33 protein-coding genes and 1 pseudogene are annotated in these 26922 nt (G+C 36.6%); 22 read left to right on the top strand and 12 right to left on the bottom strand.

Going from position 1 to position 26922, the window contains the following annotated elements; translation table 11 throughout:
* Window positions 1-40: 40 nt before the first annotated feature.
* The 9 genes from ACJ5H0_RS19250 (at window position 41) to ACJ5H0_RS19210 (ending at window position 8145) form a co-directional block, all read left to right on the top strand.
* Entirely contained in the window at window positions 41-712 is a 672-nt protein-coding gene (locus ACJ5H0_RS19250) for a response regulator transcription factor (RefSeq protein WP_172284077.1), read from the top strand.
* A 140-nt stretch (window positions 713-852) separates the two neighbouring features.
* Complete coding sequence (locus ACJ5H0_RS19245) at window positions 853-1143, top strand: HU family DNA-binding protein (RefSeq protein ID WP_002984212.1); 291 nt, start codon at window positions 853-855, stop codon at window positions 1141-1143.
* A 366-nt stretch (window positions 1144-1509) separates the two neighbouring features.
* Window positions 1510-3069, top strand: a complete 1560-nt coding sequence (locus tag ACJ5H0_RS19240; RefSeq protein ID WP_172284075.1) for an Rne/Rng family ribonuclease — start codon at window positions 1510-1512, stop codon at window positions 3067-3069.
* A gap of 76 nt (window positions 3070-3145) precedes the next feature.
* Window positions 3146-3619 (top strand): OsmC family protein, encoded by a 474-nt coding sequence (locus ACJ5H0_RS19235; protein ID WP_411251519.1) that lies wholly within the window; start codon window positions 3146-3148, stop codon window positions 3617-3619.
* A gap of 133 nt (window positions 3620-3752) precedes the next feature.
* Complete coding sequence (locus ACJ5H0_RS19230) at window positions 3753-4382, top strand: NUDIX hydrolase (protein ID WP_172284072.1); 630 nt, start codon at window positions 3753-3755, stop codon at window positions 4380-4382.
* Between the two features lie 27 nt (window positions 4383-4409).
* Window positions 4410-5216 carry a lysophospholipid acyltransferase family protein gene (locus ACJ5H0_RS19225; protein ID WP_172284070.1) on the top strand — a complete coding sequence of 269 codons (807 nt, stop codon included), beginning with the start codon at window positions 4410-4412 and terminating at the stop codon, window positions 5214-5216.
* 16 nt (window positions 5217-5232) lie between these two features.
* Entirely contained in the window at window positions 5233-5667 is a 435-nt protein-coding gene (locus ACJ5H0_RS19220; RefSeq protein ID WP_172284069.1) for a hypothetical protein, read from the top strand.
* A 9-nt stretch (window positions 5668-5676) separates the two neighbouring features.
* Window positions 5677-7014, top strand: a complete 1338-nt coding sequence (locus tag ACJ5H0_RS19215; protein ID WP_411251517.1) for a UDP-N-acetylmuramate--L-alanine ligase — start codon at window positions 5677-5679, stop codon at window positions 7012-7014.
* 348 nt (window positions 7015-7362) lie between these two features.
* A complete protein-coding gene (locus ACJ5H0_RS19210; protein WP_411251515.1) occupies window positions 7363-8145 on the top strand; it encodes a C-type lectin domain-containing protein in 783 nt (260 codons plus the stop codon).
* A gap of 56 nt (window positions 8146-8201) precedes the next feature.
* On the opposite strand, the gene ACJ5H0_RS19205 is transcribed toward ACJ5H0_RS19210, so the two are convergent.
* From ACJ5H0_RS19205 to ACJ5H0_RS19195, 3 genes are all read right to left on the bottom strand, one after another.
* Complete coding sequence (locus tag ACJ5H0_RS19205; protein ID WP_411251511.1) at window positions 8202-8654, bottom strand: lipocalin-like domain-containing protein; 453 nt, start codon at window positions 8652-8654, stop codon at window positions 8202-8204.
* 38 nt (window positions 8655-8692) lie between these two features.
* Complete coding sequence (locus ACJ5H0_RS19200; RefSeq protein ID WP_411251507.1) at window positions 8693-9757, bottom strand: NAD(P)H-dependent flavin oxidoreductase; 1065 nt, start codon at window positions 9755-9757, stop codon at window positions 8693-8695.
* A gap of 151 nt (window positions 9758-9908) precedes the next feature.
* On the bottom strand, window positions 9909-10784 hold the full coding sequence (locus tag ACJ5H0_RS19195; protein ID WP_273650842.1) for an aldo/keto reductase: 876 nt from the start codon (window positions 10782-10784) through the stop codon (window positions 9909-9911).
* Between the two features lie 125 nt (window positions 10785-10909).
* Between ACJ5H0_RS19195 and ACJ5H0_RS19190 the strand changes: the two genes are divergently transcribed.
* Complete coding sequence (locus ACJ5H0_RS19190) at window positions 10910-11344, top strand: GNAT family N-acetyltransferase (protein WP_411251504.1); 435 nt, start codon at window positions 10910-10912, stop codon at window positions 11342-11344.
* A complete protein-coding gene (locus ACJ5H0_RS19185; protein WP_411251502.1) occupies window positions 11344-11820 on the top strand; it encodes a GNAT family N-acetyltransferase in 477 nt (158 codons plus the stop codon). The genes ACJ5H0_RS19190 and ACJ5H0_RS19185 overlap by 1 nt, the downstream gene beginning before the upstream one ends.
* Here ACJ5H0_RS19185 and ACJ5H0_RS19180 read toward each other — a convergent pair.
* A pseudogene (locus ACJ5H0_RS19180) lies at window positions 11797-12694 on the bottom strand (LysR family transcriptional regulator). The gene ACJ5H0_RS19185 and the pseudogene ACJ5H0_RS19180 overlap by 24 nt on opposite strands.
* Before the next feature lie 118 nt (window positions 12695-12812).
* Here ACJ5H0_RS19180 and ACJ5H0_RS19175 point away from each other — a divergent pair.
* Together ACJ5H0_RS19175 and ACJ5H0_RS19170 are read left to right on the top strand one after the other, a co-directional pair.
* Window positions 12813-13409 (top strand): Crp/Fnr family transcriptional regulator, encoded by a 597-nt coding sequence (locus ACJ5H0_RS19175; protein ID WP_411251500.1) that lies wholly within the window; start codon window positions 12813-12815, stop codon window positions 13407-13409.
* Window positions 13410-13666: 257 nt separating this feature from the next.
* Window positions 13667-14455: an alpha/beta hydrolase gene (locus ACJ5H0_RS19170; RefSeq protein ID WP_411251499.1), complete on the top strand. Its 789-nt coding sequence runs from the start codon at window positions 13667-13669 to the stop codon at window positions 14453-14455.
* 65 nt (window positions 14456-14520) lie between these two features.
* Here the strand turns inward: ACJ5H0_RS19170 and ACJ5H0_RS19165 are convergent, their stop codons facing one another.
* A complete protein-coding gene (locus ACJ5H0_RS19165) occupies window positions 14521-15264 on the bottom strand; it encodes a metallophosphoesterase family protein (protein ID WP_411251497.1) in 744 nt (247 codons plus the stop codon).
* A 193-nt stretch (window positions 15265-15457) separates the two neighbouring features.
* Between ACJ5H0_RS19165 and ACJ5H0_RS19160 the strand changes: the two genes are divergently transcribed.
* The 6 genes from ACJ5H0_RS19160 (at window position 15458) to ACJ5H0_RS19135 (ending at window position 20115) form a co-directional block, all read left to right on the top strand.
* Window positions 15458-16075 carry an NAD(P)H-dependent oxidoreductase gene (locus ACJ5H0_RS19160; RefSeq protein WP_273650835.1) on the top strand — a complete coding sequence of 206 codons (618 nt, stop codon included), beginning with the start codon at window positions 15458-15460 and terminating at the stop codon, window positions 16073-16075.
* Complete coding sequence (locus tag ACJ5H0_RS19155; RefSeq protein ID WP_411251495.1) at window positions 16072-16956, top strand: NAD-dependent epimerase/dehydratase family protein; 885 nt, start codon at window positions 16072-16074, stop codon at window positions 16954-16956. The genes ACJ5H0_RS19160 and ACJ5H0_RS19155 overlap by 4 nt, the downstream gene beginning before the upstream one ends.
* Window positions 16957-16967: 11 nt before the next feature.
* The gene (locus ACJ5H0_RS19150; protein WP_411251493.1) at window positions 16968-17255 is read left to right on the top strand and encodes a putative quinol monooxygenase; all 288 of its coding nucleotides are present in this window, start codon (window positions 16968-16970) and stop codon (window positions 17253-17255) included.
* 80 nt (window positions 17256-17335) lie between these two features.
* The gene (locus ACJ5H0_RS19145; protein ID WP_411251491.1) at window positions 17336-18010 is read left to right on the top strand and encodes a type 1 glutamine amidotransferase domain-containing protein; all 675 of its coding nucleotides are present in this window, start codon (window positions 17336-17338) and stop codon (window positions 18008-18010) included.
* 23 nt (window positions 18011-18033) lie between these two features.
* Window positions 18034-19017 (top strand): aldo/keto reductase, encoded by a 984-nt coding sequence (locus ACJ5H0_RS19140; protein ID WP_345990409.1) that lies wholly within the window; start codon window positions 18034-18036, stop codon window positions 19015-19017.
* Between the two features lie 126 nt (window positions 19018-19143).
* Window positions 19144-20115, top strand: a complete 972-nt coding sequence (locus tag ACJ5H0_RS19135) for a cyclase family protein (RefSeq protein ID WP_411251489.1) — start codon at window positions 19144-19146, stop codon at window positions 20113-20115.
* A 110-nt stretch (window positions 20116-20225) separates the two neighbouring features.
* Here the strand turns inward: ACJ5H0_RS19135 and ACJ5H0_RS19130 are convergent, their stop codons facing one another.
* The 4 genes from ACJ5H0_RS19130 to ACJ5H0_RS19115 form a co-directional block, all read right to left on the bottom strand.
* Window positions 20226-20669: a carboxymuconolactone decarboxylase family protein gene (locus ACJ5H0_RS19130; RefSeq protein WP_411251487.1), complete on the bottom strand. Its 444-nt coding sequence runs from the start codon at window positions 20667-20669 to the stop codon at window positions 20226-20228.
* 5 nt (window positions 20670-20674) lie between these two features.
* A complete protein-coding gene (locus ACJ5H0_RS19125; protein ID WP_411251617.1) occupies window positions 20675-20893 on the bottom strand; it encodes a hypothetical protein in 219 nt (72 codons plus the stop codon).
* Window positions 20894-20936: 43 nt separating this feature from the next.
* The gene (locus ACJ5H0_RS19120) at window positions 20937-21107 is read right to left on the bottom strand and encodes a hypothetical protein (protein WP_411251485.1); all 171 of its coding nucleotides are present in this window, start codon (window positions 21105-21107) and stop codon (window positions 20937-20939) included.
* A 63-nt stretch (window positions 21108-21170) separates the two neighbouring features.
* Window positions 21171-21743, bottom strand: coding sequence for a Crp/Fnr family transcriptional regulator (locus tag ACJ5H0_RS19115; protein ID WP_273650827.1), 573 nt, complete (start codon window positions 21741-21743; stop codon window positions 21171-21173).
* A 64-nt stretch (window positions 21744-21807) separates the two neighbouring features.
* Between ACJ5H0_RS19115 and ACJ5H0_RS19110 the strand changes: the two genes are divergently transcribed.
* Window positions 21808-22173, top strand: coding sequence for a DUF1304 domain-containing protein (locus ACJ5H0_RS19110; protein WP_172284031.1), 366 nt, complete (start codon window positions 21808-21810; stop codon window positions 22171-22173).
* A 57-nt stretch (window positions 22174-22230) separates the two neighbouring features.
* On the opposite strand, the gene ACJ5H0_RS19105 is transcribed toward ACJ5H0_RS19110, so the two are convergent.
* Complete coding sequence (locus ACJ5H0_RS19105) at window positions 22231-22617, bottom strand: winged helix-turn-helix transcriptional regulator (RefSeq protein ID WP_172284029.1); 387 nt, start codon at window positions 22615-22617, stop codon at window positions 22231-22233.
* 92 nt (window positions 22618-22709) lie between these two features.
* Between ACJ5H0_RS19105 and ACJ5H0_RS19100 the strand changes: the two genes are divergently transcribed.
* Window positions 22710-23699 (top strand): quinone oxidoreductase family protein, encoded by a 990-nt coding sequence (locus tag ACJ5H0_RS19100; RefSeq protein WP_411251482.1) that lies wholly within the window; start codon window positions 22710-22712, stop codon window positions 23697-23699.
* A gap of 3 nt (window positions 23700-23702) precedes the next feature.
* Window positions 23703-24173, top strand: a complete 471-nt coding sequence (locus tag ACJ5H0_RS19095) for a cupin domain-containing protein (RefSeq protein WP_411251480.1) — start codon at window positions 23703-23705, stop codon at window positions 24171-24173.
* A gap of 111 nt (window positions 24174-24284) precedes the next feature.
* Here ACJ5H0_RS19095 and ACJ5H0_RS19090 read toward each other — a convergent pair whose 3' ends face one another.
* Both ACJ5H0_RS19090 and ACJ5H0_RS19085 read right to left on the bottom strand, forming a co-directional pair.
* Window positions 24285-24698, bottom strand: coding sequence for a thiol:disulfide interchange protein (locus ACJ5H0_RS19090; RefSeq protein ID WP_411251478.1), 414 nt, complete (start codon window positions 24696-24698; stop codon window positions 24285-24287).
* Between the two features lie 53 nt (window positions 24699-24751).
* Window positions 24752-26821 carry a TonB-dependent receptor plug domain-containing protein gene (locus ACJ5H0_RS19085; protein ID WP_411251476.1) on the bottom strand — a complete coding sequence of 690 codons (2070 nt, stop codon included), beginning with the start codon at window positions 26819-26821 and terminating at the stop codon, window positions 24752-24754.
* Window positions 26822-26922 lie beyond the last annotated feature (101 nt).

Genomic DNA, 26922 nt, shown 5'->3' with positions numbered 1-26922 from the left:
AATTTAATTATCATAAGCCAAATCGATATTAAATATTAACGTGAGTAAAATATTAACTAATACTGTGCGATTCTCAATAGCAGACAGCGATTTTTATTTTAAAAAAATACTTGTCAAAACGCTTTTGGAAAACCCGTTTTACATGCTTCTCAATGATTGTAATAACGGGCATGAACTAGTGAACAGAATTTACAGAAGACAGGAAGACGTCTTTATCATTGAACTATTTATGCCTGTATTAAGCGGAATTGAAGCGATAAAATACATCCGTAAAAGCAATTCCGAAACTCCCATTATTACCTATTCAGGAACCTATCAGGAAGATATGGCTGAAATACTTTCCAAAATTCCCAATATCTATTATTGCGAAAAGAAAAGTAATATCATACGAGATATCATAAAAGGACAGGTAGCGTCAGACACCTTCAACTATGAAGCATATTCCAAAGAATGGGAACAGCAACCCCTTGCTGTTATGGAGTATATGGAACGGCAAAAAAAGAGCCAGGAAGAGCTTTCTTCCACAGAGATCCAGCTGATGAAATTTTGCTATGAAGGCTTTAGTAATAAGGAAATCGGAGAGAAACTTAATCTTAGTACGAGAACGATTGATACCTACATCAACAGGTTAACGGAAAAACTGGGACTAAAGACAAAACTTCACCTGATCCGCTTTTGCGTAGAAAACGGATATTACAATTCCAGCATGTAAAAAACATCATTACGTAATATATATAGAGAGTAAATATAAAACCATCAACCGTTTACCGAAATTTTTTTTACCACTAATTTGCTAGTATTCAATTTTTTTAACTAAATTTGCACACCTAAAATTTAAAATTAAAAAAGGAAATGACAAAGGCAGAATTGGTAAACACCATCTCAAATAAGTTGGGAACAGAAAAGAATGAAACACAGAAAGTTGTAGAAGCTTTTATGCAGGAGATCAGAACTTCTATGTATAATGGAGATAACGTTTATCTAAGAGGTTTTGGTTCTTTTATAATTAAAACAAGGGCTGCTAAAACAGGAAGAAACATTTCTAAAAACACTGCAATTGAGATCCCTGCTCACAATATTCCTGCTTTCAAACCATCAAAATCTTTTGTTGAGAAAGTAAAAACTAAAGTTGCAGTAAAATAAAAATTAACTGAATATTAACTAGTTACTAAAAAATTTAAAATTATGCCAAGCGGAAAGAAAAGAAAAAGACACAAGGTTGCAACTCACAAAAGAAAGAAAAGAAGAAGAGCGAACAGACATAAGAAAAAATAATCTCCTTTTTCGAGATTTAAAAATATATTAATATAGTTGGTGTTTTTAATTTTTTAATCTACACCGACTATATTTTTATTTATAACTATAGGATTCCCAAAAGATCGGGACAGGTTTTATTTCATTGAAATAAATAACACAACTTTCATTATGAATTCGTAAATTTATACATGCATTTATTAAAGAAAACCATGCCTGTTTCCTATAATCTTAACAATTTTATCTTATAACAAAATGAAGAAAGAACTAATAGTTTCGCATGAGGATGAACTTACAAAGATTGCATTACTGGAAGACGGAAGACTATGTGAACTTCATGAGGAAGAGGACAAAAGTGATTTTATAGTTGGAGACTTATTTATAGGAAAGGTAAAAAAGCTGGCACCTAACCTTAATGCCGCATTCGTAAATATAGGTTACGACAAAGATGCGTTTCTGCATTATCAGGACCTGGGGCCACAATATCTTACTTATAGAAAATTTTTAAAGGACACCATTTCTAAAAAGCAAAGTTCTTCAAGCTTAAAAAATTTCGAGATACAACCCGAAATAGACAAAAACGGAACTGTGGATAAGGTCATTGCAAAGGATGACATTGTCCTGCTGCAGATTACCAAAGAGCCTATCTCCACAAAAGGGCCAAGGATCTCTACCCAGGTATCTTTAACAGGACGTTTTTTGGTTTTAATTCCTTTCGACAACAAAGTTTCTATTTCCAAAAAGATTAAAAGCTTTGAGGAAAAAGAAAGACTAAGAACTCTTATCGAGAGTATCAAACCTGAAGGTTTTGGTGTGATCATAAGAACCGTTGCCGAAGGAAAAAAAGTGGCTGATCTGCATAACGATATGAATCAGCTGATTCAGAAATGGGAAAGTACTTTTAAAAATATCCAGAAAAATAAAGTTCCATCTAAGGTCTTAAGCGAAGAAGATAAGGCTTCAGCTATTTTAAGGGACAATTTTAATCAGGATTTCGTAAGTATCATTTGTGATGATGAACAAATGGTGGAAGAAATGAAAAATTATGTAGAAGTAATTGCCCCTGAAAGAAAAAATATTGTTCAGTTTTATGATTCTCACATTCCTCTTCTGGAATATTACAATGTTGAAAAACAGCTTAAACAAAGCTTTGGAAAACACGTCAACATTCCAAGTTCTAAAGGAGCTTACCTTGTTATTGAACATACGGAAGCTTTACACGTAGTCGACGTGAACTCCGGGAATAACATTACAACCGGAAATGCAGCCAATAAAGAACACGCTCTCAACGTGAATAAAATGGCCGCAACAGAAATTGCAAGACAATTGCGCCTTCGTGATATGGGTGGTATTATTGTAATCGATTTTATCGATATGCCGAACGCCGATCACAGAAGAGATTTGTATGAACATCTGAAAGAAGAAATGAAGCGCGACAAAGCTCGCCACAAAATTTTACCTCCAAGTAAATTTGGATTGATACAGATTACCAGACAGAGAAACCGTCCGGAAAAACAAATCGAAACCAAAGAAGAAAACCCTAACAAGGACGGAGAAATCGTAGCTCCGATTGTTATTGTGGAAAGAATGGAAGAAACCATTAGAAACATCATGCAAAAGGAAAAAGGAAAACTTTACCTGCATGTACACCCATTCGTGGAAGCTTATCTTACAAAAGGAATTAAGAGCATCCAGATGAAATGGTTTGTAAAATATAAAAAATGGGTAACCATCATCCCAAGGGATTCTTTTAAATATTTGGAATACAAGATCTATAACTCTAAGAAAGAAGAAGTATCAGGATATTCCAATTAATACAAAATTACAACCTCCAGTTTTCTGGAGGTTTTTTTATTTAAATTAGTACCTGTTTTAATAAACACAAAAAAACATGAACAAGGAACACCACTACTCCACTTCCATTGAATGGACCGGAAATAAAGGAACAGGTACCAGCGGCTACCGGAATTACGATAGAGGCTATACCATCTCAATAGAAAATAAAGTTACTATTGATGGGTCTTCTGATCCGGCATTTAGGGGCGATAAGACCAAACATAATCCTGAAGAGCTTTTTTTAGCATCCTTATCTTCATGCCATATGTTATGGTATCTCCATTTTTGTTCGGAAGCGGGAGTTATCCTAACTGAATACACAGATAAAGCAACCGGAATCATGGCAGAAACCGCCAATGGAAGCGGCCATTTTACAGAAGTAACCTTACATCCTGAAATAATTGTGACGGATGAATCCATGATTGAAAAAGCGGTGGAACTTCATCAAAAAGCTAATGAATTTTGTTTCATTGCCAACTCGGTTAATTTCAAAGTAAAGCACAGCCCGACAGTACAGGTTAAACAATGATGAATTCAGCAGCATCAATAGCCTATTCGCGTCCGGTATCTTTAATTTTTTCATCTTTAATTTTTCAAAACCATATGGTTAATTAATGTTAATGGCTATTCCATTCTTCAGGATATATTGCTAAATTTGAGCTATGGAAAGTTTTGGAAAAGATTTATTAAGAAAAATTAAAAGTGTGGAATTACCAGGAGAGAATGCTCACGGCGTATTTTCTCCACCTTATCGTCCTGTTTTCAACCATGATGAAATCTTAAAGAAAAATCCAAAATTCGCGGCAGTAAATATTGTTTTGTATTTAAAAGATGATGAATGGTATTTCCCTCTGATTCAAAGGACCATTAATGAGCACGACAGACACAGCGGTCAAATATCACTTCCTGGCGGAAAGCGCGAAGAAATGGACCGGGATTTTGCCGACACTGCTATTCGTGAAACTTCAGAAGAAATAGGAATAGATAAACATTACGTAAGGATCATAAGAGAGATGTCCCCTATTTATATTCCTCCAAGTAATTTTTACGTATATACCTATATTTCATATACCAAAAAGAACCCCACTTTCGTTTTACAACAAAGTGAAGCAGTAGAAACCATAGAGTTTCCTATTACTTCGTTTTTAAATCTTCCCGACCAGCCTGAAATTATGGCTCTGCCAAGTGCCGGAGGACATGAAGTTCCGGTCATTAATTTCAATGGATATATCATATGGGGAGCTACAGCAATGATATTAAGTGAATTCAGTCAGTTGCTGAAAAAAATGTAACTTTGCACAACCGTGTTTAATTGAGAGATGGCGAAGAAAAATATTTTCACCGATGCATTCGGGACACCTTACTTTTTGAAAAGGTTAGTTATTTTTATTTTAGGATTTGTTTCTTACAGAAGATTCAATGGTTTTAATAAGCTAAAAATAACCGGTACTGAACACCTTGTTGATCTGCCCGATTCCAATGTGTTATTTGTATCCAACCATCAGACTTATTTTGCAGATGTTGCAGCAATGTACCACGCGTTCTGTGCTGTAAATAATGGCTATTTAAATACCATTAAAAATCCGATCTATCTCCTCAATCCAAAGATTGATTTCTACTATGTGGCAGCAGAAGAAACCATGAACAAAGGAATTCTTCCTAAAATTTTTAAAATTGCAGGTGCTGTTACGGTAAAGAGAACATGGCGTGCGGAAGGAAAAAATGTAAACAGAATGGTAGACCTCACAGAGGTTGATAATATAATGAAGGCTCTTGATAACGGCTGGGTAGCCACCTTCCCTCAGGGTACTACTTCCGCTTTTGCACAGGGCCGTAGAGGAACAGCAAAACTGGTGAAAAACCAGCGCCCGATTGTAATTCCTATCAAGATCAATGGTTTCAGAAGAGCCTTTGATAAAAAAGGATTACGGGTAAAGGTTACCGGTGTAAAACCTACCATGGAGTTTAAGGCACCTCTGGATATTGATTATGATAAAGAAAATGCACATGAAATTTTATTAAAAATCATGACTGCCATAGAGCAAACGGAGGACTTCAATCTGCTGCACCAGTATGATGAAGAATTAAAAGCTAAAAAACTAGAGAAGAAAGATTCAGATAATTAAAAAAGGTAAATTACATATGAAAAGAATAATAGAGATCTTATTCGCAATCATAGTATTAGTTTCATGCAACAGTCAAAAAGTATATTCAAATTTCGACATTAGCTATTCCAAAAGCGGAGGCTACGCTCCTGCTTATGAAAACCTGCTTATAAAAGATAATACTGCACACTATTCTTTTGAGGGCGAAGGAAAAAAGATCAAACAGGATTTTAAGGTTTCGGATGAAGACCTGAAGAAACTCAATAACATTTTGTCTCAGAATAACTTCAGAAGGATACAGGAAGATCACAAAAAGCTGTATGATAACGTAACGACTTCTATTAATGTAAAGAAAGGTCCTAATGAAGGAAGTAAAACGGATGCCAGCCTGATTATGCCGAATTTCAGGACCAATTGGACGAATATTACCAATGCATTTCAGGAGATCATTAATAATAATGTTAAAAAATAATAAATACAATTGAAGACCCATTTCATTGCTATCGGAGGAAGTGCCATGCATAATCTTGCCATAGCACTAAAAGATAAAGGATATCAGGTGACAGGTTCTGATGATGCCATTTTTGAACCGTCAAAATCAAGACTTGAAAACAAAGGAATACTTCCTCAAGAAATGGGTTGGTTTCCCGAAAAGATCACTTCAGATCTTGATGCAGTCATTTTGGGGATGCATGCTCATCAGGATAACCCTGAATTGGCAAAAGCAAAAGAATTAGGCCTGAAAATATACTCTTATCCTGAATTTCTTTACGAACAGTCTAAAGATAAAACAAGAGTAGTTATTGCAGGATCACATGGGAAGACCACCATTACTTCCATGATTCTGCATGTCCTTAATTTTCATCAGAAAGAGGTGGACTTTATGGTAGGAGCACAATTGGAAGGCTTCGACTGTATGGTGAAATTAACTCCTGATAACGATTTTATGGTATTGGAAGGTGACGAATATCTTTCGTCCCCTATCGACCTGCGTTCTAAATTTTTATTATATCAGCCCAACATCGCTCTTTTAAGCGGAATTGCCTGGGATCACATCAATGTGTTCAAAACATTCGATGATTATATAGAGCAATTTAGAAAATTTGTAGCCAGCATCACTCCTGGTGGTGTATTAGTATACAATGAAGAAGATCCGGAAGTGGTAAAAGTAGTGGACAATGCGGAAAATTATTTCAGAAAAATACCCTATAAAACTCCGGAGTATGAGATCAGTAATGGACAGGTCCTGTTAAAAACTGAAATGGGAGATATTCCGCTTTCTGTTTTTGGAGCCCATAACCTTTTGAATCTGGAAGGAGCCAGAAACATCTGCCGTCAGCTAGGTATTATGGATGAAGATTTCTACGAGGCAATTATGAGCTTTAAAGGAGCCTCAAAACGGCTTGAAAAAGTAGAAAGAGCAGATAAAGCCATTCTTTACAAGGATTTTGCCCACGCTCCAAGTAAAGTAAAAGCTGCGGTAAAAGCTTTTAATGAACAGTTTAAAGGAGAAAAAAAATACGGATTCCTTGAACTGCATACCTATTCAAGTTTAAATCCTGCTTTCTTAGAGCAATATGATCATGCCATGGATGGCCTGGATGAGGCTATTGTATTCTATTCTGAAGATGCCTTAAAGATTAAAAGAATGGACCCGATATCTCCTGATCTGATTAAAGAAAAATTTAAAAACGACCATTTAAAAGTATTTACCAATGCGGAGGAGCTTCATGCGTATTGGGATATTCTGGATAAAAAGCAAGGTGTTTTCCTAATGATGAGTTCGGGTAACTTTGGTGGTTTAGATCTCACAAAATAGAAAATTACATTATTCATGTACCTATAAAAAAGCTTCCCTCTTTAAAAGAGGGAAGCTTTTTTATACTTAGAAATAAAATAGTAAACTCCAACGAGAAATTTTCATCAGTTTAGATATTGAAAAATTTCTAAGGTTAGATTAAAAATTATTCTAAGTGGCAATATTTTCAATTACAATAATTAAGATGCAATGAAATTATAAAAAATAATTTCAAACAAATTATATAATCAGTAATAAAAAAAACACAAAACAAAAATCATATATCAATGATTTACAGTAAATTAAAACAATATTCCTCTTGATAACTTGAATATTTTTAATTACTTTTATATCAAATAATACACAGCAATGAAAAAGAAATTACTGTTTTTTATGCTATTGCCTATGGCAATATCAGCACAAGTAGGGATTAATACAACCCAGCCCACAAAAACTCTTGATGTAAATGGAGAGCTAAGGGTTCGAACTTTAAATCAGGGGACTGAAAATGATGTTATTCTCTCGGCAGATGCAGCCGGGAATGTAAGAAAAATTTCGAGAAATGAATTGAACGGTGGTGGATCATCAGGTTTCAATTCCACGATTCTGGGATATGATCCCCAGCCTGTCTCCAAAAGACAAATTCCGCCAGGACCAGTTCCGGGAGGGGGAACAGCTACAGAACTCGGATGTAAAAAATGGGCTGTTAATAACCATACCTATTGTGCGTACCAGATTTCTCAACCTATTACCTGGTTTAATGCGTTTAACTTTGGAAAGCAAATGGGAGGCTATCTCGTAACAATGCCCAGTGATACAGAAAGAGCATGGGTAAATACAAATATTGTAGCATCCGGAACTGGATATAATCTGGCCAACAATATTTGGATAGGATTCAATAAGATCAGAAGACCGGGAAACCCCGACCAGCTACAATGGATCACCGGGGAAGAGTTCAGAATCAATTGGTCCACGAATCCGGCAACAACTGAAAACTGGTTCGCATCCGGAGAGCCTAATAACGCCGGAGGTACAGAAGGAGCCACACACATTCTGGTTGGTGGAGAAAGAAAATGGAATGATATGGCTGGAACTGTAACCAATTCAAACAGCAGCCCGATGGATCAGCTTATTATTGAGTTCAACGAATAAATAAATAACGACCTTTATTTTCAAAAAAAGCTCCTTTCGGACGAAAGGAGCTTTTTTTAATTTATTCTGGTAAAAAACCTTCTGATCACATCATTTATTCCATCGCCATCCATATCTTGGGTACGGTCTTCCATGATCATTTCGGATTGGGTAAGTTTTGTAACGAAATATGGATAATCCTGTTCCCCCTCATACCAAAATTGACCGGTTGATTTATCAAAAGTATAGTTTCTGGTAACAACATCAGTCTGAATACACGCAGTACCTTGCTGGCCATAAGTTGTTGAAGTCATATTGGTTTGCCTGAACTCATGCGTGCTTTTTTTCTGACAATCTGTAGAAAAATTGGTTTTTGTCTGATGATCTTTTGAAGTATACAATTCAGATTTTTCAATATACCACTTCCCGATTATTGTCCCTACATTAGGATCAATAGTATCCAATGTTTCACTATCACTACCACATGCAAGCATTGACAATAAAGCTAAAGGTAAAAATATTCTTTTCATATATGCTGGGCTTAAAGCCTGCAAAAATAGACAATTTTTCAGGATATTTTTTCAACATCAAGAATCAGCCTTTTTAAAATATCCATGGTGGATGCTTCACTGTACGGATGAACCGATTGCCCTAGCCATATATTCACAAACTCCACATTACCATTAAGCTTTGCCGTTTTTCTTAAAATCCCTGTCAGCTTGTTTTGATAAGGGTAAGGCAGAATATAATCAGAATTCTCAAGAGCTTCAATAAATCTATTTCTTATCCCTCTTGCATAACGTCCCGAGAAGCTTCTGGTCAAAAGAATTTCGTCTTCTTTTACTTTCTTTAATCTTTCTTTCTCAAATGACTGCAATGCGCTTTCCTGAGAAGCCAATAATATACTGCCCACCTGAAACCCTTTTGCTCCAAGTTCATTTGCCGCCGATAGAGTTCTTCCATTATAAATTCCACCTGCATAAATCAAAGGAACCTTCACATGATCGAATACCTGTGATAAAAGAGACAGACCTCCGATCTGCGGGATCCGATCTCCGTCAAATGTTCCCCTATGCCCTCCAGCCTCAATTCCCTGAACACAGATTATGTCAATACCAGATTTCTCCAGGATCAAAGCTTCTTCCACTGAAGTACACGTTCCAATAAGGGTTATTCCATTTTCTTTTAATTTTTGAATGCTATTATCGTCAAGATTTCCAAATGTAAAGCTCAGGATCTTACATCCTTCTTCAATGATGGCATCAATTTGCTCGTGATAAGTGTTCACTTTAAGATCTTCGAGATCAGGAAGGCTGACCTCCAGATTATTTTCTGCCGCAAGCTCTTCAATAAAATTTTTGGTCTTTATGTATTTCTGTCGTATGGAGTCTGTGATCGGAGGGATATTATGGGTAAAAATGTTAACGGCAAATGGCTGGTCAGCAAGTTCTTTTGTGGCCTTAATCAACTCAACGGATTGTTCCGCAGATAAATCAGCTAATGCCAGAGTTCCCAAGCAACCAACCTTTGAAGCTGACGCCGTCATCTCAGGAGTACTTACTCCGAACATAGGAGCCTGAATAACGGGATATCTTATGTTTAATTTTTCAACGAGTGTATTTGACCAGAACATACAAATTATTTTATTTTAAAGTACAAAAAATAGATACTGCTCCATCTCAGTAGATATATCTACTTAAAAAAAACAATTCCCACAGATCTCACAAGCATACAGACTATTTCTGTAAAAACCTCAGGAGCTGTGGGAACTGATAGATCTTATATTAGATATCTGCTATAGAATTCAGCATTTTCTTCTCCCATTCAGGATCTTTCGGATCAAAGAACAGTCTTTTACCCGTATCCAGCGAACGAACGATATTCATTTCATCTTCTGTTAAGCTGAAATCAAACACATTAAAATTCTCCTCAATTCTGGATGGAGTAATGGATTTCGGAATAATAACAAAACCTTCCTGTAGATGCCATCTCAAAATAACCTGCGCTACTGTTTTGGAATATTTTTCTGCAATTGATTTTAGCTCAGGGTTTTGTAGAAGCTCAGCATTTCCGTTTCCAAGCGGACTCCATGGCTCCGTTACAATATTATTTTCACGGTCATAAGCTACCATTTCTTTTTGCTGGAAAATAGGATGCAATTCAATCTGATTGATCACTGGAAGAACAGTCGAATTCGCTTTTAACTCTTCTAGTTTTTCCACTGTAAAATTACATACTCCAATCGCTTTGATCTTTCCTTCATGATATAATTCTTCCAATGCTTTCCACGCACCTAAGAAATCCCCGAAAGGCCAGTGAATAAGGTACATATCAAGGTAATCAAGTTGCAATCTGTCCAGTGTTCTTTGAAATGCCGCTTTAGCTTTTTCATACCCATGATCCTGCACCCAAAGTTTTGAGGTGATGAACAGTTCATCCCTATTCACACCACTATTTCTCACTGCGCTTCCTACAGCCTTTTCATTAAGATATATAGATGCAGTATCGATCATTCTGTAGCCCGTTTGAATAGCTTTGATCACAGCATCTTCACAAACTTTCAGATCATCAATCTGCCATACTCCGAATCCTAGTGCCGGAATATCAATTCCGTTATTTAAAGTAACAACCGGCTGCCCTGTGTACATTTTTTTCTGCATAATTCTTTATTTTAATTTTTAACATAAAGTCTAACAAATTTGCAACAAAAAATTGAAATTTTACACCTTAAATCCCTGCTTTATGAAATTTAAAAATTATTTACTTTTGCACAAAAATTAAGATAATGAACTATCAGATTATAAAGGCAGAATCAAAGGATTATCCCAGAATCATGGAAATCTGGGCTTCATCAGTGAAAGCAACCCATCATTTTCTTGCAGAAGAGGATTTTAATTATTTTCAGGAAGTGATTCCTAGAGATTATCTGCCTCATTTAGATGTTTACCTGATAACGGAAGATAATAAAGCAAAGGGATTTGCATCAGTTGCCGGGGATACTCTTGAAATGTTGTTTATCCATGATGATTTCCGAGGAAAAGGATACGGAAAAAAATTATATCAGTTTATGAAAGATCAGATCGGTTTTACAAAGCTGGATGTCAATGAGCAAAATCCCCAGGCGATTGGCTTTTATGAGAAAATGGGGTTTAAAAGAGTAGGAAGATCAGAAAAAGATGGCTCCGGAAAAAATTATCCTATTATCCATATGGCAATATAATGGATCCGTTCACACTGATTAAGATTGACGCCTCTTCAGAGATGCCCTATGAATTGCTTCTGCTGGCTGATGAAACTGTGGAAGCAATCCATAAATACATATTTGATTGTGATGTATATGTTCTTAAAGAAAAGTCCCGATCGATAGCCGTAATGGCCCTTTACCGGATTAATAATACTGAATTGGAAATTAAAAACATAGCAGTTGACAGCCCGTATCAGGGAAAAAGTATTGGTGGTCTTTTAATCGATAAAGCGAAGGAAATAGCAAACAAGAATCACTTTCATTCCCTATTAGTAGGAACTTCAGATACAGGCTTCCGGCAAATCCGCTTTTATGAGAAAAACGGTTTTGTGAAAAAAGGAATACGCAAAGACTTTTTTATTCAAAACTATCCGGATCCTATTTTTGAAAATGGAACTCAGATGCGGGATATGGTCGTTTTAGAGTTTTTAACTCATCACTTCTCTGAATAATTTCTTGATATGCCCGATCTCTGCCTGATAACTTGTTTTTTTCCGGCATCCGAAATATAAAGTATTTTCCAGCTTTTTATCTCCTTCCCAGATCAATTTTACATCTCCGCTTTCAATTTCGTTTTTACATAAAAAATCAGGAACTACAGCCAATCCTGTCCCTCCTTTCAGACAACGGATAATAGAATTAAGATTAGGAACGATATAATTGGGACGGAAATTAGGTTTATGTCCAAAATTCAGGATCCAGAATTGGAATAAATGTTCCATATCACCTGTTGTCCCATACCATTTCTCCTGTTTAAGCCATTCTTCTATCTTATCAGGATCTTTGGTTTTAAGAACCTTTTTAAAAGCATCGGTATCTACATCTTTTCCCCCCCACCAGAATAATCTGTTCGGATGAAAATGCTTCATGCTCAATATTCAGTGATGATCCCTTTTTGGGTGTTATAATAAGATCGAGAATCCCTTTATCAAGCTGATCCAGCATCTCCGGATACTCCCCGAAGCTGATGATCAAATTAAAAGGTAAAGAGGAAACATATTGCTCCAAAGTAGTTTGAAAAGTCTCAAAACACATCCCTACACTAATTGTCGGTGTATGCTTTTCTGTTGATTTCTGAAAGTTTTTCTCTACATTCTCAAGCTTTAAAAGCGGTTCAAAAACAGCATTATAAAGCACCTTCCCTCTTTCTGTGGGAATCATTTTTCTTCCGGTCCGGTCAAAGAGTTTATATCCTACATAAGCCTCAAGTGAGCTTAGATGAAGACTTACACCAGGCTGTGAAATGAACAAACTTTCCGCAGCTCCGGTTAACGTTCCCGTCTTGTAGATCTCTTTAAACGTACGGTACCACTCTAAATTAACCATATCAAAGCATTTAAATTATAATACAAAACTACAAAATAATCAGAATACTAATAGATAGAAATTGACTATGCTTTGCATCAATAATTGTAATACCTTTGTGTAAAGGCTTGATTCAGGCATGAAAAAGGACATTCAGACATTTCATCAATTTCTAAATTCTATCAGGGAAATTTCAACACAAGATTTTGACCTGATATGTCAATATATGGAAATAAAGGAAATGGGAGTGGGAACTATTCTCCTGCAGGAAGGAAAAATCGCAAAAGATCTGTTCTTTGTACTGGATGGTATTTTAAAGATCGTCTCCACTAATGAAAAAGGGAACGAAGTCATTCATTTTTTTATTAAAGAAAATAAATTTTGTACAATCCTGTACAGTTTTACAGATGAAGTTATTTCAAGGGAAGAAATCATTGCTGCAACTTCTGCGCGGGTTTTGGTATTTTCCAGGAAAAATCTGAATGAATTATTTGAGAAACTACCCCACTTTAAGAATCTGATAGAAAATATTACCCAAAAAACCCTGATGGAAAAAATTAAAGCCAGAAACCATTTAATGGGAGAAGAAGCCACAATACGTTATCACAAGTTTATTTCCGACCACCCAGACCTAATGCTTAAAGTTCCTTTAAGTGATGTGGCTTCTTACTTGGGGATAACGCAACAATCTCTTAGCCGGATCAGAAAAAATATTAACTTTAAATTTTTGACTTAAGGTCATTGGATACTAAGAAGTATCTTCATTCAATTACAATCATAGCTGCTTTTTCATCATAAAAGTTATCTTCATTCATTAAAAAAATCCCCCCGATGGAAAAAAGTACAATAAATATATACTTTTAGCCATTTTTTCGAACCCGTACCGTCTCTATCTTTGCCCTGTTAAGTTATTCTAAAGTCAGATAGCTTAGCAGGGAATCAGACAATTGCTCTGGTCCGTACCAAAAAAATTTAACCTTAAAATATATACTTATGAAAAAGACTTCAATTTCAAAACAATCAAGGTTCTTACCTTTCTTAGCTGTTTTATTTATGTTATTCGGTGGAATATCTGCTTTATCAGCTCAATCATCTAAAGTAGTGAAAAACATTGTGCTGGTGCATGGGGCATTCGTAGATGGTTCCGGTTACAGGGGTGTTTACGATATCCTTACAAAAAAGGGATATAATGTTACCGTGGTACAAAACCCGCTAACTTCGTTGGCAGATGATGTTCAGGCAACAAAGGATGCACTTGACAAGCAGGACGGTCCAACTATTCTTGTGGGACATTCCTATGGCGGAACAGTGATTACTGAATCCGGAGATCATCCCAATGTAGCAGCATTGGTTTATGTAGCGGCATTTCAGCTTGATGAGGGTGAATCAGCTGTAGACTGGGCAAAAACAGAACCTGCATCTCCTAAGAGCGGAATTTTGCCTCCGGATGAAAAAGGCTTTCTTTACTATGACAAAGCGAAATTTCACGCAGGATTTTGTGCAGATCTGCCTAAAGAACAAGCTGATTTCATGTATGCTTCGCAAGGACGTTTTTCTGCAGCAGCTCTGGGCGCTAAAGTAACAAAAGCACCATGGAAAACAAAACCATCTTATGGTATCGTTGCCACTCAGGATGAGGCGATACTTCCTTCTATTCAACGTAAAATGTACCAAAAAGGACATGCAAAAATCACAGAAATAAAAGGAAGCCATGTTGTATTTATTTCTCATCCACAGGAAGTGGCGGATGTGATCATGAGAGCATCAAAAGAAGTAAAATAATAGCAATAAACATCCTCACATTCAAAGCTGTTTCAATTTTTTGAAACAGCTTTGAATTATTTAGATTAAAAATTAACCGCCTTTTCGTTTCTCAGAAAAGATGCATAATAATTGGGAATTCCACTGGCTTCAATACTTTTAGCCACCGTTTCGAGCGGATACTCCAGTTGAATGATCTCAGGGACTACCTCTTTTTCATTCAACGTCAGAATTACGTAAGATGCTAATCTGTTTTCTTCCTTTGATCGACCCACAGAACCAGTATTAATTGCCCATTTTTCACCGATCTTCTTCTTAAAAGAAATATGAGTGTGTCCCATCAGAATTACATCTGAATCAGAATCCTTCAGCATTTCGTTAAACACCTCATCAGCTTCATATTCGTACAGATAAGTTTCATTACTTTTCAGAGACGAATGTACCAGCTGGATATTCCAATGTCTACCTCCTGTCTTATAGTTTAATTTGATGTGGAAAGGAAGCTCGGCCAAAAAGGATTTATTCTCATCCGTAATAGATTTCCGGGAGTGTTCTATAGCTTCAAACCGAGCTATTGTTTCTTCTTCGGAATGTTTGCTTAGCGGAATTACGGGCAGGTCGAAAGCAATTCTTTCATCATGATTCCCCAGTATACAAGGAATATGGTTCTTCCTGATCTTGTCAATTACTTCATTTCCCCACGGTGCAAAGTCCACCAGGTCACCCAGACAGAATTTTTGAGTAATTCCTCTTTGATCTATATCCTGTAAAACCACTTCTAAAGCCGGAAGATTACCATGTATATCACTAAAAACGGCTATCTGTATCATATACCACTCAAATTTACCTAACAAAATTACATGAGAAAATAATAAATAGCGTGCAGAAGGAATATGATATTCAACCATAATGCCTTAAATTTAATGTATCATTATTCTGATATTAAACTATAATTTATATTATTTTTATCATAGTAAAACACAACCTAACTTTGCATCATAAATTTTAAACAATCATAAAACAATGAAAAAAGTATTAATAATTAATGGTGGACAAAACTTTGGACATTCCGGAGGAAAATATAATAAAACAGTTGCTGATAATACATTGGAAGTATTAAAAAATTTTGAAAATGTAGAAGTTAAAGTAACCAACATAGCAGACGGATATGACAAAAATGAAGAAGTTCAGAAATTTGTGTGGGCCGATTATATAATTTACCACACTCCGATCTGGTGGTTTCAGCTTCCGAACGGATTTAAGAAATACATTGATGAAGTTTTCACTGCCGGACATGCTAAAGGCATTTATCTGAGCGACGGGAGAACAGCCGAAAACCCAGAGATCAATTATGGAACCGGAGGAATGCTCGGTGGCAGAAAATATATGGTAACAACCAGCTGGAATGCTCCAGAAACTGCGTTTACTCTTCCCGGAGAGTTTTTTAATGAAACGAGTGTAGATAACGGACCATTATTTGGATTCCACAGGATGAATGCTTTCGTTTCTTTACAGAAAATGGATAGCTTTCACTTCCATGATGTGGAAAAGAATGCCAATATAGAGCGTGATATGAAACGGTACCAGGATCATATTAAAAATGTTTTCGAAAAAGAATTAAAAGTACAATTAGCCTCATGAAAAAAATACTAATAACTGGAATTACAGGCTATATCGGAGGAAGTATTGCTAAAAAATTACAGGATAAAAACTATACAGTAATAGGTCTGGTCCGTAATGAGACCCATGCTAAAGAACTGGCGTCTGCGGGAATTGAAACCATCATCGGAAGCATCCATAATGAAGCTCTTCTCCGCGCTGCCATTGAAAAATCAGATGCAATCATTCACAATGCCGATTCGGCAGATGATGCTTATGCTGTGGACAGCATTATCAATGCACTGGAAGGAACCGGAAAAACATTTATTTTTACTTCAGGTTCAGCTATTTTGGGAGGAAAGGAAAACGGAGAAAAAAGTGACTTTATTTTCACTGAAGATATTCCTTTAACCCCAAGGCTGGAAATGGCTTCCAGGGTTCTGATCAATGACTGCGTTTTAAGATCTGCACAAAAGAATATCAGAAGTATTGTTATTGTCCCTACAATGGTATACGGTACAGGTCTTGGGATCAAAAAAGACAGCATTCAGATTCCTGCCCTGACTCAATTCTCAAAAGAAAAGGGATTTGGCGTTTATTTCGGGAAAGGAGAAAATATCTGGTCAAATATCCACATTGAAGATCTGGCAGACCTCTATGTACTTGCTCTGGAAAATGCAAAAGCAGGCTCCCTGTATTACGCAGAAAACGGCTCATCCAATATCAGGAATATAGCTGAAACCATCAGTACAAAATATGGGTTGCAACCTGCACAATCTTTAAGCGTACAGGAGGCAGTAGATCGGTTTAGCCCTGCGGGTGGTTATTTTGGATTTGCCTCTAATAGCCTATGTAATGCGGACAAAGCAAAAAAAGAACTGGGCTGGGCTCCACAGTATCATTCAATCGAAGACTTTATTTAAATACAATTATTATGAAAATATATTTAACAGCGATTATAAAAGCAAAAGAAGAACACCGTGCAGAAGTACTTGAAGTTCTTCAGAACATGGTAAAAGAAACGAGAAAAGAGGAAGCATGCGAACTTTACAGCCTGCATCAGGGTATAGAGAACCAAAACGAATTTGTTTTCTATGAAATATGGAAAAATGCAGCGGGGCTTGAACAACACAATCAACAGCCATATATTAAAGCTTTCGGAGCTCTGGTTGATGAAAAACTTCAGGAAGTTCCACAGATTTATAAAACCCACATTTTATAGCCATGAAAAAACTTGCAATTGTAATATTCAGCATATTCATGATAGGATTTGTCCAGTCACAAACCAAAAAATCAATTCATATGAAAAAGAAAATTTTATTTGTCGTAACAAGTCATGACAAAAAAGGAGATACCGGCGAGAGTACCGGATATTATTTAGGAGAGGTTTCTCATCCATGGGAGGTACTTCATCGCGCAGGCTATGATATAGATTTTGTAAGCCCTAAAGGAGGAACACCGCCAGTAGATGGCTTTGATCTTAAAGACCCCGTGAACAAAGAGTTTTGGGAAAACAAAGAATACAAAAATAAAATTGATCATTCTCTAAAACCTTCTGAAGTAAAGCCTTCTGATTATTCAGCTATCTTTTATGCCGGAGGTCATGGAGCGATGTGGGATCTTGCAGATAATACAGAATTAGCTTCCATTGCCTCAAAAATTTATGAAAACGGAGGAATTGTTGCCGGAGTTTGTCATGGACCCGCAGGTTTGGTCAACATTAAACTGAAAGACGGTAAATATCTTGTTGATGGTAAAAAGATCAATGCTTTTACCAATGAAGAGGAATCTGAGGTAAAACTAACGAATGTTGTTCCTTTCCTTCTGGAAGACCAGCTCAAAGCAAGAGGAGCCAAATTTGAAAAATCAGGACTTTGGCAGACGCATGTTGTTACAGATCAAAGAGTGATTACAGGACAAAATCCTCAATCAGCAAAGGCGGTTGGTGAGGCTATTTTAAAAGAATTAAACAAATAATTTCAAACAATTTTTAAATCAAAATGGAATATAGAAAACTAGGTAATACTGACCTTGAATTATCAGTAATTACTCACGGGGCTTTTGCCATCGGTGGAAATATGTGGGGTGGAAATGAAAAACAAGATTCTATAAACTCTATTCATGCTTCTTTAGATAACGGAGTAACCTCTATTGATACGGCACCTTTTTACGGTTTCGGATTAAGTGAGGAAATGATCGGGGAAGCAATCAAAGGAAAAGACCGCTCAAAGATCCAGCTATTAACTAAGTTTGGCTTAGTATGGGACGGCAGCAATCAGGGAAAAGGTGAGTTCTTTTTTAATGCAGAAAAAGATGGTAAAACACTTCCTGTATATAAATTTGCATCTAAAGAAAACATCATTAAAGAAGTAGAAGAAAGCTTACAACGTTTAGGAACCGATTATATTGATCTTTTACAATTACACTGGCCGGATAACTCGACCCCTATCAGTGAAACCATGGAAGCTTTAGAAATGTTGATACAGCAGGGAAAAATAAGAACTGCCGGTGTAAGCAATTACCTTGTGGAACAAATGGAAGAAGCTTCTAAAACGATTCAGCTGGCAAGCAACCAGGTATCATACAGCATGCTGAACAGAGCTATAGAAAAAGATTTAGTACCTTACTCCTTAGAGAACAATACCGGAATTATAGTGTATAGTCCAATGGAGAGAGGATTATTAACCGGTAAATATTTTAAACAAGCTCAATTAAAGGCTGATGATCACCGTAACGGATATTTTGCACAGTTTGATCTAGAAAAAGTAAAAGCTTTTCTGGAAACTTTGGAAACAATTGCCCAAGAAAAAAATGCTACCGTTTCACAGTTAGTCCTACGCTGGACCAGTTTACAACCCGCTATCAGTGTTGTATTGGCAGGAGCACGAAATGCCCAGCAGGCCATCGAAAACGCACAGGCAATGTCCGTTGAACTTTCTCGGGAAGAATTAGATACGATTAATTCTGCCCTTACCGGAATCTAACATAAAACAAGTTGGAAGAGAGAAGCTGCATACTCATTACATCTGATTGAATATCATTTATTCATAAAGGGTTCAATAAACTTTCCTCTTCTAACTTCCCTTCTTTCTAATCCTAAATCATAGAAAATGAAAAATAATCTGATCACTTTGTTCGGGTTGGCTGCTTTATTGTCTTTTAACACCACAACAGTAAAAGCTCAAAAACAGTATATCAATCCTGACGATCAATCCTGGTACCCCTCAACATACGGGGTAAATGATGAAATAGGAGCCGCTAATCTCCTGACAGCGCAAGTTGTAAAAGCAGCCATTTCGCTTGTAAAACAAGGTAAAACATTACCTCTGGCTGTCGCTATAGATAAAAACCTTCCTGCTTTCCGCCACAGAAGCTTTAATTTATATAACATTCAACCTGGGGAACAGGCCGGCCAAAGTTTGGGCCCTAATAAGTTTACGTTCAATGACGAACTGGTTAATGGCTGGACGGGCGTTGGAACACAACTTAACGGAATCGGACACATTGGTATCAACAATATCTACTACAATGGCAATAAAGCCGCTGATTTTGTAACTGTAGAAGGTGTGAAAAAGCTGGGTATTGAAAAAGTTCCGCCATTTGTAACCCGCGGAGTGGTATTAGATATGACCGAACATTACGGAAAATCCATCGTTCCCGGAGGAACGGAATTTACAGTATCCGATATCAAAGCAGTATTGAAAAAACAGGGCATCACACTCAGAAAAGGAGATGTTGTTCTTTTCAACACAGGATGGCTTGAGCTCATTGGTAAAGACAACAAACAGTTTTTAGAAGTTGAACCCGGTATTGGTATGGAAGCAGCACAATGGCTTGCCGAGCAGGGAATTGTTGCTTTTGGCGGCGATACGTGGGCTTCCGAAGTCTACCCCAATCCCAAGAGTAAAGAAGAATTTCCTATTAATCAGTTTATGCTGGCAAAAAAAGGAATCTACAACCTGGAACTAATTGACAGCCGTCCTTTGGTAAAAGAAAAAATATGGGAATTCATGTTCGTTCTTGGGCAACCACTTTATAAAGGATCAACACAAGTAAATATCAACCCTGTCGCTATTTATTAATACTTCAGCGGAATTTGTAGTTTGAAATAATTAAAATCAGTAAACTGATTTTAAAAAGAGCTTCTCATGATTGAGAAGCTCTTAGTGTTAAATAAAACAATTTCAAAAAATTATTTCATAATCGGTAAATGTGTGCTTATGGCAATTCTGTTCCATCCATTAATCGTTACAATCGCCATAATGATCTGGGCAATCTGATTATCATCAAAGAATGTTTTTGCTTTTTGATATGTTTCTTCCGTCAATCCTTTATGGCTGATTAAGGTAATTTCTTCTGTCATTGCCAGTAAGATCTGTTCTTCTTCTGTGAACAGTTCTAAAGCCTCTCTCCACGCATTTAAAAGATATATCCTTTGTGGAGTTTCCCCATATTTCACAGCATCTTTCGTATGCATATCCAGACAAAAGGCACAACCGTTGATTTGTGAAGCTCTGATTTTAATGAGCTCCTTTTGAATAGGATTTAAAGAAATGGTCTGAAGATATCCTTCCAATCCCATCATAGCTTTATAAGCTGCTGCATCCGTTTTTGCAATATTTACTCTTGCACTCATAATATTTATATTTTTTTGGTTAATTGATCTGCACTTAATGAAAATTGTCGTTGACTTGCCAATAAAAATGCCCCCGCACTTCCTACCCAGACTGAATAATCGAGAGGAGCTTTAGCCCCCAAAGCAATCGTCATGGATAAAGCAAAAATGAGCAATAAAAATCCGGCTCCGTAAGCCGCTATTCTGGTTTTATACCCCACAAGTAATAACAACGGAATAGCAATTTCAAAGAATGTAGCCGTATAAGCAGAAAACTGACTCAGCCCTTCAGGAAGAAAAAAAAGTTAATTTCCGGGTGTATTTCTCAAAATTCTCCCAGTTCCCCCAGGCTGAATTTTTTCCCCAAAAACCAAAACGGTCCGCCACTGCTGAAAGCATTGTCACGGCAATCGCTACTCTTAAAAATAATTGCGGGAATTGCTCTTTTATATTTGTCATTGTATTAGCTTTTAATAACATGACAAAATTCCGATTTTAAAATCTTAAAAAACTTAAACTGGTTTAAGAACGCAACTTAGCTCTAATTTCACTAAGATATTCTGGGGTAAAACCTAAAAACGAAGCAATCAAATATTGTGGAATACGCTGGATAAACCAAGGATATTGTGTACTGAAATGAATATAAAGCTCTTCCCTTGTCATTTCATATAAATAACGGATTCTTCTCTCAGAGGACGCATAAGCCCGTTGATAGATCATTCTGAAATAACGTTCCATGACGGGATGCTTTTTCAACAAGAGTTCCTGGGTTTCAAGGTCAATTACCAGAATTGTTGATCGTTCTACAGATTGAATACTAAAATCCGATTTAATCTGTCTCTCAAAAGCAAAAGTATCTGTGATCCACCAATTCTCAATCGCAAATTCAGTTGTTTGCTCGACTCCCTTTTCATTCACAAAAAATTTTCTGAGGCAGCCATTTAAAACAAAATACATGGATTTACAAACTTCACCTTCAACAAGCAGATTCTGTTTCTTTTTAACTTCCATGATCTGGAAAAAAGATAATACAGAACTATAATCTTCATCATTAATGGTAATGAATTTGTCAAGATGTGTTTTAAAAGTATCCATTTTACAATTTAGTAGTCAAACTTAACTTTATTTTTTTAGTTTTACAATTACAAAATAATTAATCATGGAAATTGTTGCAAAAATTTTGATTGCTGTAGTAGCACTGGAACATATTTATATTCTCTGGATGGAAATGTTTGCATGGGAAACAAAAGGAAAAGAAGTTTTCAAAGCCGCACTTCCTGCAGAAATGTTCAAGCCTACCAAAGGATTGGCTGCCAATCAAGGATTATACAACGGTTTTCTTGCAGCGGGACTCATCTGGACTTTTTTTATTAAAGATGCTGAATGGCAAACCAATATCGCTCTGTTTTTCCTGGGCTGTGTTGCCATTGCAGGAATTTATGGTGCTATTTCGGCTACCAAAAAAATATTTTTTGTTCAGGCATTACCTGCTATTTTAGGAATTATTGCTGTGCTTCTGAAATAACTTTTCATAAAAAGTCTGATATTGTCCAATCTTTTAATTTTTCAATTCTTTAATTAATCATTTCTGATCCCCCATCGACTGTCTGATCTTCTCGCGGTGGATAATTCCCCAATTTACTAAAGTTTCTGTAACAGGAAGTACCGATTTTCCGTAATCAGTAACCGCATAGGTTACAGTAATAGGTTTGGTATCCTGGATTGTACGCGTAATGAGTAAGTTCATTTCCAGTTCTTTCAATTCCTTGCTCAGCATTTTTGCAGAAATACCATCGATTCCTCTCTGAAGCTTTTTAAAATGGATCAACTGAGCCGTACGGTTCGTTAAATAACGCAGGATCATCAATTTCCATTTTCCACCTAAAACATCCAGACTATCCCGCATTGCGAATAATTCTTCAGTGCAGGTTGCTTCCCGCTCCACTCCGTTTTCTATAATTTTTGACATAATAGTATCCTTAAAGTTACTAATTACCAATAGTTAACTAGTAGCAAATATAAACTATTCCTGTTTTACATTTGTCTTATAAATTGATTATGATGAAAGCAGTAATACTTAATAAAGATTTCAGATTAGAAGATGGGACGGTTGAAAAGCCCCAACCCAAAAATAATGAAGTTCTGATTCAGATCAAAGCAAGCGGATTTAATCCAATCGACTATCAGATGCTCGAAAACGAACTCGAGAAAAGATTGATAAGCTCCCCCGTTTTAGGACGTGAGCTTTCCGGAATCATTGTCGAAAAAGGATCCGATGTTTCCGAATTTGAAATTGGAGACGAAATATTCTGTGGCAGTGGTTCCATGGGAAGCAATGGTTCTTATGCCGAATACATCAGCGTCCCTGCAGCAATCGTAGTTTTAAAGCCTAAAAACATTTCATTTGAACAGGCTGCTGCTATTCCATCTGTGGGGATGACGGCTTTGCAGACTTTTAACCGCTTGCAGTTGAAACCTACTGACACAGTATTGGTTACAGGCGCTACTGGAGGTGTAGGATCTTTTTTTATCAAACTCTTAATTGCTAATCACTTTAAAAATGTGGTTGCAACGGTAGGATCGGAAGAAAACAGAATGCTATTGCTGGAGATGGGTCTTCACCATGATCAGATTATAAACTATAAAGAAACTCATCTTCCTGAAAAATTACTCAAAGCGAATGGAAATCAGCCTTTCGATATTGGAGTAGATCTTGTGGGTGAGGGTATGTCTGAAGTGACGGCCAAAGTACTGAAAGTTCATGGAATGTATGTGGATGTTACTGCGCTAATTAGCAAAGAAGCCAAGGAAATCCTTTTTAATAAAGGAAATATTATTATGAACATTTCTAACTACACCTACAGTATGACAAAGAACTACGATTACTATAAAGACAGTTTAACAAAAATTTTAAATCTCATTGAAGATCACTTGATTGTTCCGCCCAAATATAAGATCGTTGGAAACTTATCTCTGGAAACCGTTCTTAAAGCCCATCAGATGCTTAAAAACAACCTCACCCGAGGGAATAAATTAATTATGACCCATTAAGTTATGAATAGAATACCAAGACGCATTGTAACAGGAATTCAAAATGGGAAGTCAACTATTATTGAAGACTATGAAGTAGAAAATACGGTAGAGCATTTACCCGGATTGATTATTTCAGATCTCTGGAATACACAAAAGACTCCTGCAAGCATGGATTTTGAAGCCCCGATCCCAAACACAGGATTCCCTCAGACACCAAAAAACGGCACCTACTTTCGCTATGTGGTTATACCTCCTGATAAAAATCTGGGTGTTGAATTTAAACCAGGAGAACCTCATCCGATGATGCACCGAACGCAGACACTAGATTACATCATTATTCTTTCAGGTGAGCTTTATCTGATCATGGAGGAGGGTGAAACGCTTCTTAAAGCAGGAGATATTGTTATCCAAAGGGGGACAAATCACGCATGGAGCAATCGTTCCGATAAATCTTGTATTCAGTTGGCAGTTTTGATTGATGGAGGAGAGTAATTGAAAGACGTAAGAATTTAATCGTTAAAGGATCAACGTCCTTTTCATCATTAAAAACTTATTTAATCGATAAAAATTCCTCGCAGATTAAGATAAATTCGGCGGGGAAATTTAATTGTACAAAGCCGAAATTTCTTCAAGTTTCTTCTTCATCTTTTCCGGTTTAAATTCGCCTTCATGGTAATACACCAAATTCTGGTTGGCATCCAATATGATCCAGAGCGGATAAACCGGCTGGCTTTTATTTTTAGACAGTGCTAAAGCCAGTTCATGAATCCCGGAATTCCCATTAGGAAGATAATGAAACTCTTTTCCTTCAAAGTGGATTTTTTCTTTCGTCTTTTCCGCTTCAAAATTGATAAAATAGAAATGATCATTAATTATAGTGACAAGCTCCTTATCTTTATTCAGATTGAAAGATTCGATTTTACAAATAGCACACCACCCGGTATACAAATGAATGATAACAGGCTTTTTCTGATTATTCCGCAATGTTTCAAGTTCAGAAAAAGTGCCCTCTCTCATCTTTTGAGAAAGACCAAAGAAGGGCACTAACATTAAAAATAAAATCAATATTTTCATTTCAAAGTATATCTTATTCCCAAAAATCCACGTATCCTCTGCATTGGTGCGTAACCATATGCCGTATCAAACTTGTAGTTATTGGGATTATTAATAGGATCATTGACATGCTGGTCAAACGGATCAAAAGGTCTCATCAAAGGATCTTTTGGAGTAAAGTTGAACAGATTCTTGATTCCGCAGTACACTTCAAATCCTGACTTAAATGCTTTTGAAACCTGGATATTAGCTAACGAATAAAAAGGTGAATATTCCGGACGGAAATCATCCGGAAGAACCGGAAGACGCATAGGTCCGTAGAACTGTCCGGTAAAATCTAATGTCAAAGCATTCGGAAATTTATACGTCAGACTATACGTTCCACTCCATTTCGGTGCATGAAGCTGCTGAACTTTAGAATTGCCATCATCCAGTTTCTGAAATACTTCCAGATAGGTCACCCCAACATTGACACTTAAGGGAAAACTGAAATTGAAATCCACATTCATAGAAGCTCCCTTAGAAATCCCATATCCATGAAGGTTGTCATAAATAATTTTATCGGGATCCGTGTCGAAATCACCCACGATCTTATTACTGAAGTAGGTATAAAAAGCTGAAGCGTCAAGGTTAATCAGGCGATTACCCACAGGAATCTTCCAGATGTAATTTAAATTTCCATTGATCGATTTTTCAGGCTTTAAATCAGATTTAATAACAACCTCACGGGAACCCGTTAATGCTGCATGATCCTCGGTAAATAAATTCACTACCCTAAAGCCGGTTCCAAAATTAAACCGTAACGTGTGGTAAGGATTAGGAGAAAATTTCCATGCAAATCTGGGAGAATGAACAGAATGATGTATTTTATCGTAATCATACCTGTAGCCCAGCAATATTGTGTTTTTAGAATCCAAATCCCACTGATCCTGGATGAAGGCACCCAAAATAGGAGACTTCATTGGCTGATTGATGAGTCCGTCTGCAGACGAAGTTCCCGGAGTATTGTCATCATAAAATGTCCTCTTGTAGGTAACTCCTAAGATCAGATCATGATTTCCGAATTTTCTGTCCCAGTAAGTCTGTACAAAAGCAACTTTCTGTTGTGCATCGTAAGGATTGGTACCATAAAACGAATCCTGGTTATGATAATTGTATGAAAACTGGGTAATGATCTGCTCTTTCAATGGCCATTGGTATACCCCTAAGGCTTCTACCCTATTTGTATAAATACTTTCACCATATATTTTGTCACCACCCCTATCAGCCTTTGTCCACTGCATCTCACCGCCGAACCGGTCTTCATAGAGATACCTCAGTGCTAAGCTTGCCAGTCTGTTCTCTTTTCTCTGGAAGTTCCATTTGTTGAAAACAGAAATTCTGTTCTGTAGTGTGGCATCCGTAAAATTATCTTTGTTCTGGTCTATTCTTTTGGTAAAGTTAAAATAGTTCAAACTCAATAAAGAGGCGGCTTTCTTACCTACGTTAAATTTGGTAGATAAATCTATATTATCTTCACTCCAGGTACTTGTCATTACATCCAGACTTAATTTAGGAGCTGTTAAAGCATTCTTTGTGATGATATTAATCACTCCACCCATAGCCTCAGATCCATAAATTGATGAAGCCGGACCTTTTACCACTTCTATCCTGTCGACCAGGCTGTTGGGTATCCCACTAAGCCCGTAAACAGTAGATAACGAGCTCACAATAGGCATCCCGTCAATAAGGATCATTGTATAAGGACCTTCAAGGCCGTTGATATGGATATCTCCGGTATTACAAACTGAGCAATTGAGCTGAGGACGGACTCCATTAACCATAGAAATCGCTTCAAAAACATTCGGAGTAGGATTTTTCTGGAAAAATTTCTGGCTATAGATTTCTACAGCTACAGGGCTTTTGGATCTGCTGATAGGTTTTATGGTTCCTGTCACCACCACATCATCGATCAGCTTTGTTTTGATATCTTTTTTAGCAACAGAAATAGAATCAGGCCTTTGATTTTGATTTAAAGTTAAACTATCTGTTTCCTGAGAAAAACAATAAGACGATAAAAGTACACCAGAAAATAATATTCGCTTCATGAAATAATAATTGTTAGACAAATCTAACAATTATTTTCGAAACAAAAAACTCTATGATAAATATCCTCTAAAATAATTCGTCAAAAATTATTAAATTTGAG

It is taken from the genome of Chryseobacterium proteolyticum (assembly GCF_046591535.1).
Classification (GTDB): Bacteria; Bacteroidota; Bacteroidia; order Flavobacteriales; family Weeksellaceae; genus Chryseobacterium; species Chryseobacterium proteolyticum.
This window is presented reverse-complemented; position numbering and strand designations above follow the sequence as displayed.

What these genes read in the sequence shown, in the direction of transcription:
- ACJ5H0_RS19115 (WP_273650827.1), bottom strand. Translation starts at nt 21,743, where the DNA reads ATGGATACTTTTAAAACACATCTTGACAAATTCATTACCATTAATGAT.
- ACJ5H0_RS19230 (WP_172284072.1), top strand. Translation starts at nt 3,753, where the DNA reads ATGGAAAGTTTTGGAAAAGATTTATTAAGAAAAATTAAAAGTGTGGAA.
- ACJ5H0_RS19225 (WP_172284070.1), top strand. Translation starts at nt 4,410, where the DNA reads ATGGCGAAGAAAAATATTTTCACCGATGCATTCGGGACACCTTACTTT.
- ACJ5H0_RS19090 (WP_411251478.1), bottom strand. Translation starts at nt 24,698, where the DNA reads ATGAGAGAGGGCACTTTTTCTGAACTTGAAACATTGCGGAATAATCAG.
- ACJ5H0_RS19085 (WP_411251476.1), bottom strand. Translation starts at nt 26,821, where the DNA reads ATGAAGCGAATATTATTTTCTGGTGTACTTTTATCGTCTTATTGTTTT.
- ACJ5H0_RS19210 (WP_411251515.1), top strand. Translation starts at nt 7,363, where the DNA reads ATGAAAAAGAAATTACTGTTTTTTATGCTATTGCCTATGGCAATATCA.
- ACJ5H0_RS19100 (WP_411251482.1), top strand. Translation starts at nt 22,710, where the DNA reads ATGAAAGCAGTAATACTTAATAAAGATTTCAGATTAGAAGATGGGACG.
- ACJ5H0_RS19235 (WP_411251519.1), top strand. Translation starts at nt 3,146, where the DNA reads ATGAACAAGGAACACCACTACTCCACTTCCATTGAATGGACCGGAAAT.
- ACJ5H0_RS19205 (WP_411251511.1), bottom strand. Translation starts at nt 8,654, where the DNA reads ATGAAAAGAATATTTTTACCTTTAGCTTTATTGTCAATGCTTGCATGT.
- ACJ5H0_RS19145 (WP_411251491.1), top strand. Translation starts at nt 17,336, where the DNA reads ATGAAAAAGAAAATTTTATTTGTCGTAACAAGTCATGACAAAAAAGGA.
- ACJ5H0_RS19135 (WP_411251489.1), top strand. Translation starts at nt 19,144, where the DNA reads ATGAAAAATAATCTGATCACTTTGTTCGGGTTGGCTGCTTTATTGTCT.
- ACJ5H0_RS19200 (WP_411251507.1), bottom strand. Translation starts at nt 9,757, where the DNA reads ATGTTCTGGTCAAATACACTCGTTGAAAAATTAAACATAAGATATCCC.
- ACJ5H0_RS19170 (WP_411251499.1), top strand. Translation starts at nt 13,667, where the DNA reads ATGAAAAAGACTTCAATTTCAAAACAATCAAGGTTCTTACCTTTCTTA.
- ACJ5H0_RS19140 (WP_345990409.1), top strand. Translation starts at nt 18,034, where the DNA reads ATGGAATATAGAAAACTAGGTAATACTGACCTTGAATTATCAGTAATT.
- ACJ5H0_RS19120 (WP_411251485.1), bottom strand. Translation starts at nt 21,107, where the DNA reads ATGACAAATATAAAAGAGCAATTCCCGCAATTATTTTTAAGAGTAGCG.
- ACJ5H0_RS19110 (WP_172284031.1), top strand. Translation starts at nt 21,808, where the DNA reads ATGGAAATTGTTGCAAAAATTTTGATTGCTGTAGTAGCACTGGAACAT.
- ACJ5H0_RS19150 (WP_411251493.1), top strand. Translation starts at nt 16,968, where the DNA reads ATGAAAATATATTTAACAGCGATTATAAAAGCAAAAGAAGAACACCGT.
- ACJ5H0_RS19155 (WP_411251495.1), top strand. Translation starts at nt 16,072, where the DNA reads ATGAAAAAAATACTAATAACTGGAATTACAGGCTATATCGGAGGAAGT.
- ACJ5H0_RS19095 (WP_411251480.1), top strand. Translation starts at nt 23,703, where the DNA reads ATGAATAGAATACCAAGACGCATTGTAACAGGAATTCAAAATGGGAAG.
- ACJ5H0_RS19220 (WP_172284069.1), top strand. Translation starts at nt 5,233, where the DNA reads ATGAAAAGAATAATAGAGATCTTATTCGCAATCATAGTATTAGTTTCA.
- ACJ5H0_RS19245 (WP_002984212.1), top strand. Translation starts at nt 853, where the DNA reads ATGACAAAGGCAGAATTGGTAAACACCATCTCAAATAAGTTGGGAACA.
- ACJ5H0_RS19185 (WP_411251502.1), top strand. Translation starts at nt 11,344, where the DNA reads ATGGATCCGTTCACACTGATTAAGATTGACGCCTCTTCAGAGATGCCC.
- ACJ5H0_RS19195 (WP_273650842.1), bottom strand. Translation starts at nt 10,784, where the DNA reads ATGCAGAAAAAAATGTACACAGGGCAGCCGGTTGTTACTTTAAATAAC.
- ACJ5H0_RS19165 (WP_411251497.1), bottom strand. Translation starts at nt 15,264, where the DNA reads ATGATACAGATAGCCGTTTTTAGTGATATACATGGTAATCTTCCGGCT.
- ACJ5H0_RS19190 (WP_411251504.1), top strand. Translation starts at nt 10,910, where the DNA reads ATGAACTATCAGATTATAAAGGCAGAATCAAAGGATTATCCCAGAATC.
- ACJ5H0_RS19130 (WP_411251487.1), bottom strand. Translation starts at nt 20,669, where the DNA reads ATGAGTGCAAGAGTAAATATTGCAAAAACGGATGCAGCAGCTTATAAA.
- ACJ5H0_RS19160 (WP_273650835.1), top strand. Translation starts at nt 15,458, where the DNA reads ATGAAAAAAGTATTAATAATTAATGGTGGACAAAACTTTGGACATTCC.
- ACJ5H0_RS19175 (WP_411251500.1), top strand. Translation starts at nt 12,813, where the DNA reads ATGAAAAAGGACATTCAGACATTTCATCAATTTCTAAATTCTATCAGG.
- ACJ5H0_RS19240 (WP_172284075.1), top strand. Translation starts at nt 1,510, where the DNA reads ATGAAGAAAGAACTAATAGTTTCGCATGAGGATGAACTTACAAAGATT.
- ACJ5H0_RS19105 (WP_172284029.1), bottom strand. Translation starts at nt 22,617, where the DNA reads ATGTCAAAAATTATAGAAAACGGAGTGGAGCGGGAAGCAACCTGCACT.